This is a genomic window from Streptomyces sp. NPDC027672 (genome assembly GCF_055566335.1).
Genome location: NZ_JBVHSO010000009.1, coordinates 319,505 through 334,998 on the forward strand (window position 1 = coordinate 319,505; position 15,494 = coordinate 334,998).

Below are 15,494 nucleotides of genomic sequence, written 5' to 3' on the forward strand. Positions count from 1 at the left end.
TGCCTTTCCGGGTCCGGTGGTGTCCCTACCGTCGCAGCGCCGGAACCGTCAGGTCCATCGCATCTTTCCGACCGGTCTTTTCAGCGGAACTGAACGGTCGGGGGCCGGTGAGCTGGCCCGCCAGCGTCGCGCCGAACGCCAGCGCCATGCCCGCCGTCTGCACCGGGGTGAGCGACTGGCCGAGGGCGGCCCAGCCGACGGCCGCCGCGGTCAGCGGCGAGAGCGGGCCGAGGAAGCCGGCCTGGGTGGCGGTGAGCCGGCCGATCCCGCGGAACCAGAGCCAGTAGGCGACGGCCGTGTTGGCCAGGGCGAGGTAGAGGTAGCCGCCCACGGCACGGCCGTCGAGGGCCGGCGGGGCGCCCTCGGCCAGCAGCGCGAGCGGCGCGATGAGCAGGCCGCCGGCGGTGAGCTGCCAGCCGGTGAGCGCCAGCGGGCCGACGCCCGCCGGGCGGCCCCAGCGCTTGGTCAGCACGGTGCCGGTGGCCATGGACACGGTGGAGGCGAGGGCCGCGAGGACCCCGGTGAGATCCAGCGCCCCGGCGCCCTTCAGGACGACGAGGCTGACGCCGAAGGCCGCCAGCAGCCCGGTGAGCACGGTGCGCGCGGCCGGCCGCTGCCCGAGGAGCAGCGCGGAGAGGCCGACGACGAACAGCGGTCCGGCCGAGCCGACCACCGCGGCCATCCCGCCGGGCAGCCGGTACGCGGCGACGAACAGCAGCGGGAAGAAGGCGCCGATGTTCAGCACGCCGAGGACGGCGGCCTTGGCCCACCAGGTGCCGCGCGGCAGCACCCGGGTGGCGGCGAGCAGCAGCAGGCCGGCGGGCAGGGCCCGGACCAGGGCCGTGAACAGGGGCCGGTCGGGCGGCAGGAACTCGGTGGTGACCGCGTAGGTGGTGCCCCAGGAGACGGGGGCGAGCGCGGTGACGGCGATGGTGGCGGCGGTGCTCGCGGCGCGGGGACGGGCGGCCATGGCGGAGCCTTTCCAGGAGTAGGTCACTCGTAAGTAGCTTAGCGCTAAGCTACTTAGCGTCAAGTGCCTTTCTTGCGGGCAAGCGGAGGCGGGCCGATACTCGGCCCATGCACGCACAGTCAGACCCGGTCGACGGGATCATCGGACAGTGGGCGCGGGTGCGCCCCGACCTGGACACCCGGCCCATGGAGGTCTTCGGCCGGATCTTCCGGCTCTCGCGCGCGATGGGCGACCGGATGGAACGGGCCTACAAGCCCTACGGCATCGCGCGCGGCGAGTTCGACGTCCTGGCCACCCTGCGCCGGTCCGGCGAGCCGTACAGCCTCTCGCCGCGCGAGCTGTCGGCCACCCTCATGCTCACCACCGGCGGCACCACCGGCCGGCTCGACAAACTGGAGGGCGCCGGGCTGCTGCGCCGCTCCCCCGACCCGCACGACCGGCGCGGTCTGCGGGTGACCCTCACCGAGGAGGGGCTGCGGCTGGTCGACGAGGCGGTGGCCGCCGGCCTGGCCGAGGAGGGCGCCGCGCTGGCCGCGCTGGACGCCGAAGAGGCCGGCCAACTGGCCGGCCTGCTGCGCAAGCTGCTGGCGGCGACGGCGCAGTAGCCGCGCGCGTCGCGCGGGCGGCTACCGGAAAAACGCCGGGGGCGCCGGTCTCACCCGGGTACGCGTGCGCGTACCGACGGGAGGACGGGCGCCCCCGGCGAACAGGCCGACGACTCGGTCAGGCCTTGGCCCGGGCGTCGGGCCGGACGTCGATGTTGGACGAGGTGGTGTCCTTCTTGGCCCGCGACTTGTCCAGCGCCATGACCAGGCCGGCGATCACCAGGAACAGCACCACCGGGAGGAACACGTACAGGCCCAGCGTCTGGATGACGCTCAGGCCCTTGCCGGGGTCGTCACCGTCGTCGCGGGCCAGCGCGAGCGCGGGGGACGACATGAGCAGCATCATCAGCGTCGTACCGGCGGCCAGGGCGCCGGCGCGCAGGGCGTTGTTCTTGTCCACCCATTCAAGTTAGCGAACCGGGGTTCGGGCCGCGCGCCCGGGGTGCCTTAGGAACCCCCCGCGGGCGGCTCCGGGTGCCCCTGGGCCGGGCGCGCGGCGGGGCCGTCAGCCGGCGGGCGGCGGGGGCTGCCTGAGGACGTCCAGCAGACCGCGCAGACGGGGTGAGGCCAGCAGGTCCTCCAGGGGCACCGGCCTGCCCTCGCCGTCCGCCAGCGGCAGCCGCCAGTTCGGGTACTCGTCCCACGTGCCCGGCAGGTTCTGCGGGCGGCGGTCGCCGGCGCCGTCCGGGAGCCAGACACCGACCAGCCGGGCCGGGGTGCGCGCCAGGAAGCGGTGGACGGCCCGGATCTCCTCCTCCTCGTCGGAGCCGGGCGGCCCGGCCGCCGGACTGTCCAGCAGGCCGAGACTGCCCAGCAGGGCCAGCCACTCGGCCGCGTCGGCCGTCGCCTCGGCGCGTTCCTCGGCGGCCGGCCGGGTGAGCAGCCCGAGACGGTCGCGCAGCCCGACGTGGTCGCCGGTGAGCCGGGCGGCGGTGGGCGGCAGGTCGTGGGTGGTGGCGGTGGCCAGGCAGTCGGCGCGCCACCGCTCGGGCGGCAGCGGACGGCCGTCGCCCTCCCAGTCCCGTTCGAACCAGAGCACGGAGGTGCCGAGCACCCCGCGCCGCTGGAGGGTCTCGCGCACCCCGGGCTCGACGGTGCCGAGGTCCTCGCCGATCACCACCGCACCGGCGCGGCCGGCCTCCAGGGCGAGGACCGCGAGCATGGCGTCGGCGTCGTAGCGGACGTAGGTGCCCTCGGTGGGCGGGCTGCCCTCGGGCACCCACCAGAGCCGGAACAGGCCCATGACGTGGTCGATGCGCAGCGCCCCGGCGTAGCGGAACAGGGCGCGCAGCAGCTCGCGGTAGGGCGCGTACCCGGTGGCGGCGAGCCGGTCGGGGCGCCATGGCGGCAGGCTCCAGTCCTGGCCGCGCGCGTTGAAGGCGTCCGGCGGGGCGCCGATCGACATGCCGGCGGCGAACACGTCCTGCTGCGCCCAGGCGTCGGCGCCGGCCGGGTGCACGCCGACGGCGAGGTCGTGCACGATCCCGACCGGCATGCCGGCCTCGCGGGCGGCGCGCTGGGCGGCCCGGAGCTGGCCGTCGGTGAGCCAGGCCAGCCGGGCGTGGAAGTCGACCCGGCCGGCGAGTTCCGCGCGGGCGCGGGCGGTGGCGGCCGAGCGCGGGTCGCGCAGTTCCGCCGGCCAGGTGTGCCAGTCGGGACCGTGGACCTCGGCCAGGGCGCACCAGGTGGCGTGGTCGTCGAGGGCCTGGCCGTGGTCGGCGCGGAAGGCGTCGTAGGCGGCCTGCCGGCCGGGCCCCAACGGGACCGCGAGCACCAGTTCCAGGGCCTCCCGCTTCAGCTCCCACACGGCGTCCCGGTCGATGAGGGCGCCCTTGTCCAGCACGGCGGCGCGCAGCCGTGCGGCCCGCTCCAGCAGTCCGCTCAGCCGCTCCCGGTCCGCCACGTAGGCGGACTCGGGGACGTCCTCGACCCGCAGGTGGACGGGGTCGGGGAAGCGGCGGGAGGACGGGCGGTACGGGGACGGGTCGGTGGGCGTGCCGGGCACGGCCGCGTGCAAGGGGTTGACCTGCACGAATCCGGCGCCGGCGGTGCGTCCGGCCCAGCCGGCCAGCTCGGCGAGGTCCGCGAGGTCGCCCATGCCCCAGGAGCGGCGGGAGAGCAGGGAGTAGAGCTGGACGAGGAGGCCGTAGGAGCGGCCGGGCGGGGCGGGCAGCCGGTCCGGCGCGACGACGAGCCACGCCTCGCCGGTACGGCCGTCGGGCGCGGTCGCGGTGAGCCGGTGCACGCCGGGCGGGAGGCCGGCGTCCGCGTCCGTGTCCCGGTCCTCGCCGTCCTCCGTCCGCACGCGCAGCCGGGTGCCGGCGGGCAGACCGGTGAGCGCGGCGGGCGGTTCGGCGCCGGCCCACCGCACGACCGTCGGCGGCAGCAGCCGCTCGCGCAGGTCCCGTTCCCGGGCGGCGAGGGCGGCGCGTACGGCGTCCGGGCCGGAGGCGTCGACGCCGAGCGCGGCGAGCGCGGCGGTCACGGCGGAGGCGGGGACCTGGACGGTGCGGTCCGGGGCCGGGCGGTAGGAGGTGGCGACCCCGTGCAGTCCGGCGAGCCGGGCGAGGTCCGCGGACAGCAGTCCTGCGGGTTCGTCGGGAGCCGCGGCCATCTACAGCCCCGGCGCGTACGAGTCCGGGACCGGGTCGGACTCGCTGGTCAGCGCGGCGGCATCGGCGAGCGGGGGCTCGCTGGTCAGCGGCTCGGCGTCGGGCAGCGGCGGCTCACTGGTCAGCGGTGCCTCGGCGCAGGCGCTCTCCGCGCTGAACACGGACAGCGGCGCCTCGCGGGGCTCGGCGGACGGCTCCGCCACGGGTTTGGACGGGGCCGGGACGGCGAGTCGGACCGGTGCGGCCACGGGGGCCTCCTTGGGGGCTGCGGATGCTGCGGCTTCGGACGGGTCACGGCAGGCCTACCCCGTGAGCCCACGGTCACGCGCGGGAAAACCCGCGGCCGGGTGATCCGGCACCGGCCCGGTGACCGATAGAGAGGGTGTGAGACTGTTCCGCCCCGTGGGGGGCCAGCGGGAGAAGGACGACGGGCCCGGCGGCGACGCGGCCCTGGTCCGGGCGGTCGCCGAGGGCGACGCCACGGCGATGGGCGCGCTGTACGACCGGCACGCCGGGTGGCTGCACGCGCGGCTGACCCGGCGCTGCCCCGACCCGGAGCTGGTGCGGGAGGTGCTCCAGGACACGTTCGTCACGGTGTGGCGGTCGGCGGCCGGGCACCGCGGACAGGAGGCCGGCGGCTGGCTGTGGACGATCGCGGCACGCCGGCTGGTGGACGCGCGGCGGGCGCAGGAGCGCGCCGCGCGGGGCACGGGACCGCTGCCGGAGCCCGGGACTGCCGGGCGGTGGGAGCCGGCCGCGGCGCCGTCCGCCGAGGACCGGGTGCTGGCCGGGCTGGAGTACGGCGACGTCGGCACCGCGCTCGACCGGATCTCGCCCGAGCTGCGCGAGGTGCTGCGGGCGACGGTCGTGGACGGGCTGAGCACCCGGGAGGCCGCCCGGCTCCTCGGCATCCCGGAGGGCACGGTCAAGTCCCGGGCCCGCCGCGCCCGCGCGGAGCTGCGCGAGGCACTCGACCGGCTGCACCCGTCCCCGCTGGGAGGCACGGCATGACGCACCGCGACAGACGGACCTGGCACGCCGGCGACGACCTGGCCGCCCGCTACGCGCGCGGCGACCTGCCGGAGGCGGACGCGTGGTCCCTGGAGAAGCACGTGGAGGGCTGCGCGGCCTGCGCGTCCCGGCTGTCGGCCGCGGTCCGCACCACCCCGGCGGGCCCGGTGCTCGCACGCGTACGGGAGGCGGTCCTGAACCTGACCGCGATGCCGGATGCGGGGAGGGCCGGGGTGGGTCCCGGGCGGGAGCCGGGGCCGGCGGCCGTCACACCGGCGGCCGGGGCGCTGGGGTCCGCGTCCGCCGTGGCGTGGGCTTCCGGGCGGGAGCCTGGTCCGGTGGCCGGGGTGCTGGGGTCCGCGTCCGCCGGGGCGTGGGCTTCCGGGCGGGAGCCGGGGCCGGTGGCCGGAGCGCTGAGGCCCGCGTCCGCCGGGGCGGGAGTGGCGGGGCGAGCGCCCGTTCCGGTGGCCGTCGCCGCGTCCGCCGGGGCGGTGGAGCCGGTGTCCGCGCACGCGCGGACGGCGGAGCGGGGGCCGGGCACCGTGTCCGGGCCGGTCCCGCGGTCCGTGCCGGTCCGGGTCGCCCGGCTGTTGTGGGCGGCGGGGCCCGCCGTGCGCGGGGCGTGGCTGCCGGCCGTGCTGGGCGTCGCGCTGGCCGCGCTGGGCCTGTCGTACGGTGCCGGGTTCCCGGGCGCCCGGGCGCTGCTGCTCGCCCTCGCTCCCGCGCTGCCCGTCGCCGGGGTGGCCGTGTCCTACGGCCCGCACGCCGACCCGCTGCACGAGGTCGCCGCGGCCACGCCGGGCGGCGGGCTGCGGCTCGCGCTCACCCGTACGGTCGCCGTGCTCACGGTGAGCCTGCCGCTGCTGACCCTCACCGGGCTGCTGCTGCCCGCCTCGGGCGCCCCGGCCGCGGCGGCCTGGCTGCTGCCCGGGCTGGCACTGGCGCTGGCCTCGCTGGCGCTGGCCTCCGTCGTCGGCTGCCGGGCGGCGGCCGCGCTGACCGGCGGTGGCTGGCTGTGCGCCGTACTGGCGCCGGTGGCCGTGGCGCCGGGCGGCGCGGCCACCGCCCGGCTGGCCGGGCAGCTCTCCCGCTGCCTGGACGGCGTCCCCGCGCAGAGCGGCTGGGCGGCGGCGGCCGTCCTGAGCGCCGCCCTGCTGACGGTCCGCCGCACGGCGTACGACCGGCCACTGCGTCCGTAGGCGCGCGGACCGGTCGCCGTAGCACCCGCCGCCGTCGACCGGATGCCGCGGACCGGCCCGACCGGCAGGCCCGCGCGCTCCGTACGGCCCGCATGCCCGCGTGGTCCCGTGCACCCTGCCGCCCGCCCGCGCGACCCCGCACGCCTGCACGCCCCTGCGCGACCGTGTACGCCCGCGCGCCCGCGCGATCCATAAGGCCGGCACCCCCGAAAGGCCGGCACCCCCGCGCGCCCTCTGTGACCCGCGCCCCCGCACCGCCCGCCCCCGCACCAGACCACGCCCCCAGACCTCCCCCGACCGACCCCCGGGCCACGACCGCCGTGGTCCCCCACCCTCTCCTGGAGAGACATGAGTTCCATCCGTGTGACCGGCCTCAGGGTGCGGCACCGCAAGACGCTCGCCCTCGACTCGCTCGATCTGACGCTCGGCACGGGTGTGCACGGGCTGCTCGGGCCGAACGGGGCCGGGAAGACCTCGCTGATCCGGGTGCTGGCCACGGTGGCGCGGCCGGACGCCGGCCGGGTGGAGCTGCTCGGCGAGGACGCCGCGAGCCATCGGGGCCTGGCCGGGATCCGGCGCCGGCTGGGCTATCTGCCGCAGGAGTTCGGCTACTACCCGGGGTTCACCGTGCGGGAGTTCATCGCGTACGTGGCCTGGCTGAAGGAGGTGCCGGCCGCCCGGGTGCCGGCGGCCGTGGAGCGGGCGGCGGCCCGCGTGGGGCTCGCGGACCGGATCGACGCGAAGGTGCGGACGCTGTCCGGCGGCATGGTCCGCCGGGTCGGCATCGCGCAGGCCGTCGTCAACGACCCCGCCGTGCTGCTGCTGGACGAGCCGACCGCCGGGCTCGACCCGGAGCAGCGGGTGGAGTTCCGGGAGCTGCTGCGCGAGCTGGGCGCCTCGGCGACCGTGGTGGTCTCCACCCACCTGGTGGAGGACGTGGCCGCCGCCTGCACGGAGGTGACCCTGCTGGACGGCGGCCGGGTCGCGTACCGGGGCACGCCCGGGGCGCTCACCCTGCTCGGCGAGGCGTCGGACGGACCGGGCGACCATGCCATCGAGCGCGGGTACACGGCGGCGCTGCGGGCGCACCGCGCGCGGGGCGTCCGGGGGGCGGCATGACGACGGGGGTCACCGGGACGGCCGGGCGCGGAGCGCACCCGCTGCGGGCCGAGTGGGTGCGGGGCTTCGCGCCCTGGGCCGGGGCCGCGGTGCTGCTGGTCCTCGGCACGGCGCTGGGCGGGAAGGCGGACCGCTGGCAGGGCGACTGGGCGGAGACCGCCGGCCAGGTGCACACCGCGATGCTGATCACCCTGCCGCTCGCCGTGGCGGCGGGCTGCTGGCAGGGCGGCCGGGAGCGGCGGCGCGGCACCGCGGAGCTGTGGGCGGCGGCCGTGCGGCCGCCGCTGGCCTGCCTGCTGGCCGCGGCGCTGCCGACGGCGCTGTGGGTGGCCGCCGGGTATCTCGCCGCGGCGGTCTCGGCGCTGCTCGCCACCTGGCCGTACGCCCAGGGCGACCGGCCGCACCTGGTGCTGCTGCCGGGCGACACGGCCGCCATGGCCGCGGCCGCGCTGGCCGGGCACGTGGCGGGGCGGGTGGTCGCCACCCGGCTGGCGGCGCCGCTGCTGGCGGCGGGCGGCTATGTGGGGCTCGGGCTGGCGACGGCCGGCCGTTCCGCCGCCGGCCACGCCCTGAGCCCGGCCGCCGCGGTCCCGCACGGCACGCTGCCGGTGTGGTGGCAGCCGGCGGCGATGGCGGTGTGGACGGGCGGGGCGGCGGTCGCCGCCGCGCTGGCCTACGCGGCCCGGCGCCGGGTGACGGCCCTGCTGCCGCTGGCCGCCGCGCTGGCCGCGGGCGCCCTGCTCGCGCAGACCGGGGACGGCCTGTGGCGCACCGATCCGCTCACCCGGCGCCAGGTGTGCGACACCTCCACCGCCCCGGCGGTCTGCGTGAACGCCCGGTACGCCGGGATGCTCCCGCAGGTCACCGACGCCCTGTCCGGGATCACCGGCAAGCTGGAAGGCGTACGGAACCTGCCGGCCCGCTGGGCGGACCACGAGGGCGCCGTGCGCGCCGGCGAGGTCCCGCTGCCGGGCATCACGCCGGTCGGCTGGGCGGCCGTACGGGGACGGCTGACCGATCCGGAGCAGTTCGCGTGGGAGGCCCTCGCCGCGCTTAAGGGCGTCGACTGTCCGGAGGCGGCGCCGACCCCCAGGGAACTGCGGACGGACGACGCGCTGGAGCACTACCTCGCGCCGAGCCCGGTGCAGCAGGCGCTCGACGCGGACGACGCCCGGGGCGACGCGGCCCGGCGCGCGGACCTGCGCGCGCGCCGCGCCGCCCGGGCCAGGCTGGCCGGGATGGACGAGGAGCAGCGCAGGCGGTGGCTGTCGGCGTACTTCGCGGCCCGCGCGGCCTGCGACGCGCAGGCGGTGCCGGCGCTGTGACACCCTCCCGCGGACCCCTGCTCTACGCCCGCTCCCGGGCGCTGCCGCTCACCCTGGCCGCGCTCGCCGGCACGGCCGCCTTCGCGGTGTGGGCGGCCGGCCGGCTGGACGCCTGCCTCGACCCCGACCGCCGGGTGCCGGTCGTCGCGCTCGCGCCGCTGCTGGCGTCCGCGGTGATCGGGACGAGCCTGTACAGCGCCTCGGACGAGCTGGACCGCACGGCCGTACGACCGTGGTGGCCGCGCCGTCTGCTCCAGCTCACGGCCCTGACCGCGCTGGCCGCGCTGCTGGTGACCCCGGCCGTGCTCGGTCACGCCGACACCTTCGGGCCGCCCGCGGTACTCCGCAACACCCTGGGCTGCACCGGGATCACCGCGGCGGCGGCCGTCCTGCTGGGCGCCCGGCTGAGCTGGCTGCCCGCGTTCGGCTACGTCTCCGCCGTCTACACCGGCTCCGCCGCCGCGCACGGCCGCGCGGCCACCGTGTGGGCGTGGCCGGTGCAGCCGGGCCCGCAGCCCGGCGCGTGGGCGGCGGCCGGGACGGCGTTCGCCGTGGGCGCGGTCTGGTACGCGGCGCGCGGGGCCCGCCCGGAAGGGCCGCGCGCCTGACCGACGGGGCGGGCGTGCCGGCCTTCCCGCCCGCCGCCGGCGGGCGGGAACACATGAGCCCGGATCTAGGCGGAGATGCCGTCGATCCGGGCCAGGGCGTCGTCCGCGCCGTACGGCTGCAGATACGGCAGCCAGCGCGGATCGCGGTGCCCGGTGCCGATGATGCGCCAGGCCAGTCCCGTGGGCGGGGCCGGTTTGTGCCGCAGCCGCCAGCCCAGCTCCACGAGGTGGCGGTCGGCCTTGACGTGGTTGCAGCGGCGGCAGGACGCCACCACGTTGTCCCAGACGTGCTTGCCCCCGCGGCTGCGCGGGATGACGTGGTCGACGCTGGTTGCGACGCCACCGCAGTACATGCACCGGCCACCGTCGCGCGCGAAGAGCGCGCGGCGGGTCAGCGGGACGGGCCCCCGGTACGGAACCCGGACGAACCGCTTGAGCCGGACCACGCTGGGTGCGGGGAGGGTGACGGTGGCGCTGTGCATATAGGCGCCGGATTCCTCCAGGGAGACGGCCTTGTTCTCCAGGACGAGGATGAGCGCGCGGCGGAGCGGTACGACGCCGAGCGGCTCGTACGACGCGTTGAGGACCAGGACATGCGGCACGGGTGCCTCCTTGGGCGTCGGCGGCGCGTGGCTCGCGCCGGGACGATCTGCAGTCAGTCTCCCCTCATGCCTGGTGGCGGCGCCACCATGTCCCGGTAACGGGCTGGGAGTGTTTTCGACCACACCGGATTCATCCCCCGGACGCCGCCCGGTTCACTCCCGCGTGAGCCGTGTCTCTCCTGTGCGCCCGCTGTACGGATCGGCGCGGGGCACCCACAATGCCCCGTTAGTGTGGTGGTCCTTGTCCGCCCGGTGACCTTTCCGTGACCTTGACCGCCCGCCGGTGCGGACCGCGCAGCACCATGGAGGTACCTGCCGTGTCGTCCCTGCCCGCCTTCCTCGCGGCCGCCGGCGTGTCCCCGTCGCCGTCCCCGTCGGAGTCGACGGCCCCGGCCGTGCCGACCCTCCAGGACGCCCAGCAGAGCGCGACGAACGCGGCGAGCTGGATCGAGCAGAACTGGTCGACCTGGCTGGCGATGGCGCTGCAGATCCTGCTGGTCGTGGTCGTGGCGGTGGCGCTCCGGGCGATGGTGCGGCGGGCGATCACCAAGCTGATCGACCGGATGGGCCGCACCGCGCAGGCCGTGGACGGCACCGCGCTGGGCGGGCTGCTGGTCAACGCCGAGCGGCGGCGGCAGCGCTCGGCGGCGATCGGCTCGGTGCTGCGCTCGGTGGCCAGCTTCCTCATCCTCGGCACGGCCGCGCTGATGGTGCTGTCCACCTTCCAGATCAACCTGGCGCCGCTGCTGGCGTCGGCCGGTGTCGCGGGTGTCGCGATCGGTTTCGGCGCGCGGAACCTGGTCACGGACTTCCTGTCCGGGGTGTTCATGATCCTGGAGGACCAGTACGGCGTCGGTGACGTGATCGACGCGGGCGTGGCCACCGGCGAGGTGATCGAGGTCGGCCTGCGCGTGACCAAGCTGCGCGGCGACGGCGGCGAGATCTGGTACGTCCGCAACGGCGAGGTGAAGCGGATCGGCAACCTGTCGCAGGGCTGGGCGACGGCCGGGGTCGACGTGACCGTCCGGGCCGGCGAGGACCTGGACCGGGTCAAGGCCACGCTGGACGCGGTCGCCGAGAAGATGAGCAAGGAAGAGCCCTGGAACGAACTGCTGTGGGGCCGGGTGGAGGTGCTGGGCCTGGACTCGCTGCTGATCGACTCCATGGTGGTGCGGGTGTCGGCGAAGACCATGCCGGGCAAGTCGGTGACGGTGGAGCGGGAGCTGCGCTGGCGGATCAAGCGGGCGTTCGACGCGGAGAGCATCCGCATCGTGGGCGGCGCGACCGCGGTGGAGGACGCCGTGGACGCCCCGGACCCGGCGGCCGTGGTCGCGGCCCCCTCGGCGTACTCCGACGCGGAGTCGCCGCAGGCGGCCGCCGCGTCCCCGATCGTGACCCAGCGCCCGGCACCGCCGGCGAAGTAAGGGCCGCCGCCGTCCCCTTCGGCGAGAGGCTCACCCGGAGCGGCCCCGGCCCGTCCGCCCGGCCGGCTCCTGCCGCGCCGTCGCGTCCCGGGCCGCCTCGGCGAAGGCCCGCACCCGGGCGGTCTCGCCCGCCGTGCGCCACACCACGGCCATCTCGGTCGGCGGGGCGTCAAGGAAGGGCACGAAGGTGACGCCCGGGTGGGAGTAGTGGCGCGGGACGGACGCGGCGACCGGGCTGACGCCCTGGCCGGCGGCGACCAGTGTCATCAGTTCCTGGAAACTGGCCACCTCCTGGCCGCGTGCGACCGGCCTGCCGCTCGGCGTCCGCCGCGGCACGTGGTGGTCCCACCAGTACGCGGGGGCGCTGCCGGCCACGCCGAAGACGGTGTCCCGGGCCAGGTCCTCGACGGACACACCGGCGCGGCGGGCGAAGGGATGCCGGACGGGCACCATCAGCAGCCGGGGTTCCGACAGCACGACCGGCCCGACGGTCAGGTCGGGTTCCTCGACCGGGAGCCGGGTGATCAGGACGTCGGCCTCGCCGGTGCGCAGCGGACCGAGCGGATCGGCGAACCGGGTCTCGCGCATCCGGATGTCGCAGCCGGGGTGCCGGGCGCGGAACAGGTCCAGGACACCGGCCGTGAGCACGCCGGCGCCGGAGCCGAGGAAGCCGACCGTGAGGACTCCGTCGACGCCCCGCGCGATGCTGACCGCCTGCTGGAAGGCGGCCCGCAGCGCGCGTGCCGCGGGCTCGGTGTCGGCGCGCAGCCGCGCGCCCAGCGGGGTGAGCCGGACCCGCCGGCTGGTGCGCTCGAACAGCGGGGCGCCGACGCGCTGTTCGAGTTTCCGGATGGTCTGGCTGACCCGGGCCTGGGACAGCCCGAGGCGTTCGGCGGTGCGGCCGAAGTGGAGTTCCTCGGCCAGGGTCAGGAAGCAGTCGAGTTCGTGACGTTCCAGCACGGCCGCCATCGTAGCGATCGATAAGTCCGGGTTATCGGCGCTTCGGCAGATCGCCGTTGTTCGGCGGCGCGGCCGGTTCGAGGGTGGTGGCATGACCACTCAGACACTCGAACGGTCCGCCGTCGCCGGCCCGCAGGACCGGCCCGCGTCCGGCGGCCGGTGGATCCTGCTCGTCACCATGGCCGCCACCTTCATGGCCGTCATGGACTCGTTCATCGTCAACGTCGCCGTCCCGTCCCTGCGCGCGGATCTGCACGCCTCGTTCCCGCAGACCGAGTGGGCGGTCGGCGGCTACACGCTGACGTACGGGCTGCTGCTGGTCACCGGCGGCCGGCTCGGCGATCTGTACGGCCCGCGCCGGCTGTTCGCGGGCGGGATCGCGCTGTTCACGGCCGCGTCGCTGGGCGCGGGTCTGGCCGCCGGCGCCGGGCAGCTCATCGCCTTCCGGGTGGCGCAGGCGGCCGGGGCCGCGCTGTTCTACCCGCAGGTGCTCGCGGTGCTGCGGACGTCGTTCGCCGAAGGGCGGGCGCGGTCCCGGGCGTTCGCGGTGTTCGGCGCGGTGATCGGGCTCGCCTCGATCGCGGGGCAGGTGGTCGGCGGGCTGCTGATCAGCCTCGACCTGTTCGGGCTCGGCTGGCGGTCGGTGTTCCTGGTGAACCTGCCGATCGGGATCGCGGCCGTGGCGGGTGCGCTGCGGGTGCTGCCGCGCCCGGTCCGGCCCGCCGCCCGGGGCGCGCTCGACCTGCCCGGGGTGGTGCTGCTCAGCGCCGCGCTGCTGGCGCTCACCGGGCCGCTCACGGCGGCCGGGGACGCGGGCTGGAGCCCGTGGACCGTGGCCGCGCTCGTCTGCTGCCCGCTGTTCCTCGCCGCGTTCGCCGTCCGGGAGCGGCGGGCCGCCCGGCCGCTGGTCGACCCGGCGCTGCTCGGGCAGCCGGCCTTCTCGGGCGGACTCGCGGTCGCCCTCGCGTTCTTCGCGGGCAACGCCGGTCTGTTCTTCGTGCTGGCCCTGGAACTGCAGTCGGTACTGGGCCTGGGCCCGCTGGCGGCGGGGCTGGCCTTCGCGCCGCTCGCCGTGGCCTTCGCCGCCGCGTCCCTGTGCGGACCGCGCCTGACCGCGCGGCTCGGCCGGCACACCCTGACCCTCGGCTACACGGTGAACGCGCTCGGCACCCTGGCCCTCCTGCTGACCTGCCGGTTCGCGGGCGACGGGCTGTCCGCCGGGCTGCTGGTGCCCGCGCTGGCCGTCATCGGCGCCGGTCAGGGGCTCGGGGTGAGTCCGCTGGTGAGCACGGTGCTGGAGCGGATCCCGGAGCGGCAGGCCGGTGCGGCCGCCGGGGTGCTCCAGACGGCCAACCAGGTGGGCATGGCGCTCGGCGTGGGCGCCCTCGGCCTGGTGTTCGGGCCGTCGGCGGACGGCACCGCCTTCCGCACCGCGCTGTGGGCCAACCTCGCGCTGGCGGTGCTGGCCCTGGCGCTGCTGCCGCTGATGTTCCGCGGCCGTCCGGGCGGCGGGCGGCACTGAGCCCGGGCGGCGGGCAACGCTGAGCCCGGGCGGCGGGCGGCGCGGCCGGGGGGGGCGGGCGGCGCCGGGCGGCCGGGGCGCGGATGCCGAGGGCGTGCGTAACGAGTCTGTTGCCCAGCGCCCGTTGTCTATTGACGCCTCCTTCGTCCGCGGCTTACGTTCCTCCCACCGAACAGGAAACTTTCCTAACAGTGATCTGCGGCGCGACCGGCGGCCCAGGCCGTGACCGGCACTGGACGCCCCGCCCGGGTCACTGAAAGGCTGGGTGGCTGGAAAGGCAGGTGTCGACCCCCATGGCAGGAACCGCCGGTACGCCGGGCACCCCGCGCGTCCTGCGCGCCATGAACGACCGCGCCGCCCTGGACCTGCTGCTGGAGCACGGGCCGCTGTCCCGGACCCGGATCGGCAAGCTCACCGGCCTGTCCAAGCCCACCGCCTCCCAGTTGCTGGCCCGGCTGGAAGCGGCCGGTCTGGTCCGGGTCACCGGCACCAGCGAGGGCCGGCCGGGCCCCAGCGCCCAGTTGTACGCGCTCGATCCCACGGCCGCGTACGCCGCCGGGCTCGATGTCGCCCCGCACCGCATCCGGGCCGCCGTCGCCGACATCACCGGCCGCACGGTCGGCGAGTACGAACTGCCCACCCCCGGCCGGCGGCCCGCCCAGCCGGTCGTACGGCAGGTGACCGACGCCCTCGACGGCGCCGTCAAGGCCGCCGGGCTCGCCCGGTCCGACGTGCACCGGCTGGTCATCGGCACCCCCGGCGCCTTCGACCCCGGCACCGGGTGCCTGCGCTACGCCTCCCACCTGCCCGGCTGGCACTCCCCGGCACTGCTCGACGACCTCGCGGCGGCGCTGCCGATGCCGGTGGAGTACGAGAACGACGTCAACCTCGTCGCCCTCGCCGAACAGCGGCTCGGCGCGGCCCGCGGCCACACGGACTTCGTGCTGCTGTGGAACGAGGAGGGCCTCGGCGCCGCCCTGGTCCTCGGCGGCCGGCTGCACCGCGGCTGGACCGGCGGCGCCGGCGAGGTCGGTTTCCTGCCGGTGCCGGGCGCACCGCTGGTCCGGCAGGTCGCCAAGGCCAACAGCGGCGGCTACCAGGAGCTGGCCGGCTCCCAGGCGCTGCCGAGGCTGGCCCGGGAGCTGGGCATATCCGACATCCCGGCGGGCCCCCACGCCGAAGCCGCCGCCGCGCTGGTGGCCCGCGCCGCCGGCCACACCGGCGGCCCGCACCGGGAGCTGCTCGGGACCTACGCCACCCGGCTGGCCACCGGACTCGCCTCGCTCGTCTCCGTCCTCGACCCCGAACTCGTCGTCCTCAGCGGCGCCGCCCTGACCGCCGGCGGCGAGGTGCTGCGCGCCCTCGTCCAGGCCGAGCTGGCCGAGCTGGCCGCGGCCCGGCCCCGGCTGGCCGTCGGCGACGTCCGCGACCACCCCGTCCTGCGCGGCGCGCTGGAGTGCGCGCTCGCCGCCACCCGCGACGAGGTCTTCGACACCTCGCGCTGAGCGCTCCGCGTCCCGCCCCTTCCCCGCGACCC

At 77.0% G+C, this 15,494-nt stretch carries 15 protein-coding genes; 9 read left to right on the forward strand and 6 right to left on the reverse strand.

The features are described 5' to 3' along the window. Window positions 1–25: 25 nt before the first annotated feature. A complete protein-coding gene (locus ACZ4SV_RS23255; protein WP_397939854.1) occupies window positions 26–970 on the reverse strand; it encodes an EamA family transporter in 945 nt (314 codons plus the stop codon). Between the two features lie 107 nt (window positions 971–1,077). Between ACZ4SV_RS23255 and ACZ4SV_RS23260 the strand changes: the two genes are divergently transcribed. Continuing rightward, on the forward strand, window positions 1,078–1,575 hold the full coding sequence (locus tag ACZ4SV_RS23260; RefSeq protein WP_365873210.1) for a MarR family winged helix-turn-helix transcriptional regulator: 498 nt from the start codon (window positions 1,078–1,080) through the stop codon (window positions 1,573–1,575). A 118-nt stretch (window positions 1,576–1,693) separates the two neighbouring features. Here ACZ4SV_RS23260 and ACZ4SV_RS23265 read toward each other — a convergent pair whose 3' ends face one another. The 3 genes from ACZ4SV_RS23265 to ACZ4SV_RS23275 all read right to left on the reverse strand — a co-directional run bounded on the left by ACZ4SV_RS23265 (window position 1,694) and on the right by ACZ4SV_RS23275 (window position 4,435). Then, entirely contained in the window at window positions 1,694–1,975 is a 282-nt protein-coding gene (locus ACZ4SV_RS23265; RefSeq protein WP_365883785.1) for a hypothetical protein, read from the reverse strand. A 105-nt stretch (window positions 1,976–2,080) separates the two neighbouring features. After that, the gene (malQ, locus tag ACZ4SV_RS23270; protein ID WP_468006223.1) at window positions 2,081–4,189 is read right to left on the reverse strand and encodes a 4-alpha-glucanotransferase; all 2,109 of its coding nucleotides are present in this window, start codon (window positions 4,187–4,189) and stop codon (window positions 2,081–2,083) included. Beyond that, window positions 4,190–4,435 carry a hypothetical protein gene (locus ACZ4SV_RS23275; protein ID WP_365883787.1) on the reverse strand — a complete coding sequence of 82 codons (246 nt, stop codon included), beginning with the start codon at window positions 4,433–4,435 and terminating at the stop codon, window positions 4,190–4,192. Between the two features lie 136 nt (window positions 4,436–4,571). Here ACZ4SV_RS23275 and ACZ4SV_RS23280 point away from each other — a divergent pair, with 136 nt between their 5' ends. The 5 genes from ACZ4SV_RS23280 (at window position 4,572) to ACZ4SV_RS23300 (ending at window position 9,449) form a co-directional block, all read left to right on the forward strand. Beyond that, on the forward strand, window positions 4,572–5,198 hold the full coding sequence (locus ACZ4SV_RS23280; protein WP_468006224.1) for an RNA polymerase sigma factor: 627 nt from the start codon (window positions 4,572–4,574) through the stop codon (window positions 5,196–5,198). Continuing rightward, window positions 5,195–6,397, forward strand: coding sequence for a zf-HC2 domain-containing protein (locus tag ACZ4SV_RS23285; RefSeq protein ID WP_468006225.1), 1,203 nt, complete (start codon window positions 5,195–5,197; stop codon window positions 6,395–6,397). The genes ACZ4SV_RS23280 and ACZ4SV_RS23285 overlap by 4 nt, the downstream gene beginning before the upstream one ends. A 348-nt stretch (window positions 6,398–6,745) precedes the next feature. Then, window positions 6,746–7,516 carry an ABC transporter ATP-binding protein gene (locus ACZ4SV_RS23290; RefSeq protein WP_468006226.1) on the forward strand — a complete coding sequence of 257 codons (771 nt, stop codon included), beginning with the start codon at window positions 6,746–6,748 and terminating at the stop codon, window positions 7,514–7,516. After that, complete coding sequence (locus ACZ4SV_RS23295) at window positions 7,513–8,841, forward strand: hypothetical protein (protein WP_468006227.1); 1,329 nt, start codon at window positions 7,513–7,515, stop codon at window positions 8,839–8,841. The genes ACZ4SV_RS23290 and ACZ4SV_RS23295 overlap by 4 nt, the downstream gene beginning before the upstream one ends. Then, a complete protein-coding gene (locus ACZ4SV_RS23300; protein WP_365878589.1) occupies window positions 8,838–9,449 on the forward strand; it encodes a hypothetical protein in 612 nt (203 codons plus the stop codon). Before ACZ4SV_RS23295 ends, ACZ4SV_RS23300 begins: the two co-directional genes overlap by 4 nt. 65 nt (window positions 9,450–9,514) lie before the next feature. Here ACZ4SV_RS23300 and ACZ4SV_RS23305 read toward each other — a convergent pair whose 3' ends face one another. Next, window positions 9,515–10,051 carry an HNH endonuclease gene (locus ACZ4SV_RS23305; protein ID WP_171156258.1) on the reverse strand — a complete coding sequence of 179 codons (537 nt, stop codon included), beginning with the start codon at window positions 10,049–10,051 and terminating at the stop codon, window positions 9,515–9,517. A gap of 302 nt (window positions 10,052–10,353) precedes the next feature. Between ACZ4SV_RS23305 and ACZ4SV_RS23310 the strand changes: the two genes are divergently transcribed. Continuing rightward, complete coding sequence (locus ACZ4SV_RS23310; RefSeq protein WP_365878586.1) at window positions 10,354–11,475, forward strand: mechanosensitive ion channel family protein; 1,122 nt, start codon at window positions 10,354–10,356, stop codon at window positions 11,473–11,475. Window positions 11,476–11,505: 30 nt separating this feature from the next. On the opposite strand, the gene ACZ4SV_RS23315 is transcribed toward ACZ4SV_RS23310, so the two are convergent. After that, complete coding sequence (locus ACZ4SV_RS23315; RefSeq protein ID WP_468006228.1) at window positions 11,506–12,435, reverse strand: LysR family transcriptional regulator; 930 nt, start codon at window positions 12,433–12,435, stop codon at window positions 11,506–11,508. Window positions 12,436–12,526: 91 nt separating this feature from the next. Here ACZ4SV_RS23315 and ACZ4SV_RS23320 point away from each other — a divergent pair, with 91 nt between their 5' ends. Continuing rightward, window positions 12,527–13,957, forward strand: coding sequence for an MFS transporter (locus ACZ4SV_RS23320; protein WP_468006229.1), 1,431 nt, complete (start codon window positions 12,527–12,529; stop codon window positions 13,955–13,957). A gap of 293 nt (window positions 13,958–14,250) precedes the next feature. After that, on the forward strand, window positions 14,251–15,462 hold the full coding sequence (locus ACZ4SV_RS23325; protein WP_468006230.1) for an ROK family transcriptional regulator: 1,212 nt from the start codon (window positions 14,251–14,253) through the stop codon (window positions 15,460–15,462). Window positions 15,463–15,494 lie beyond the last annotated feature (32 nt).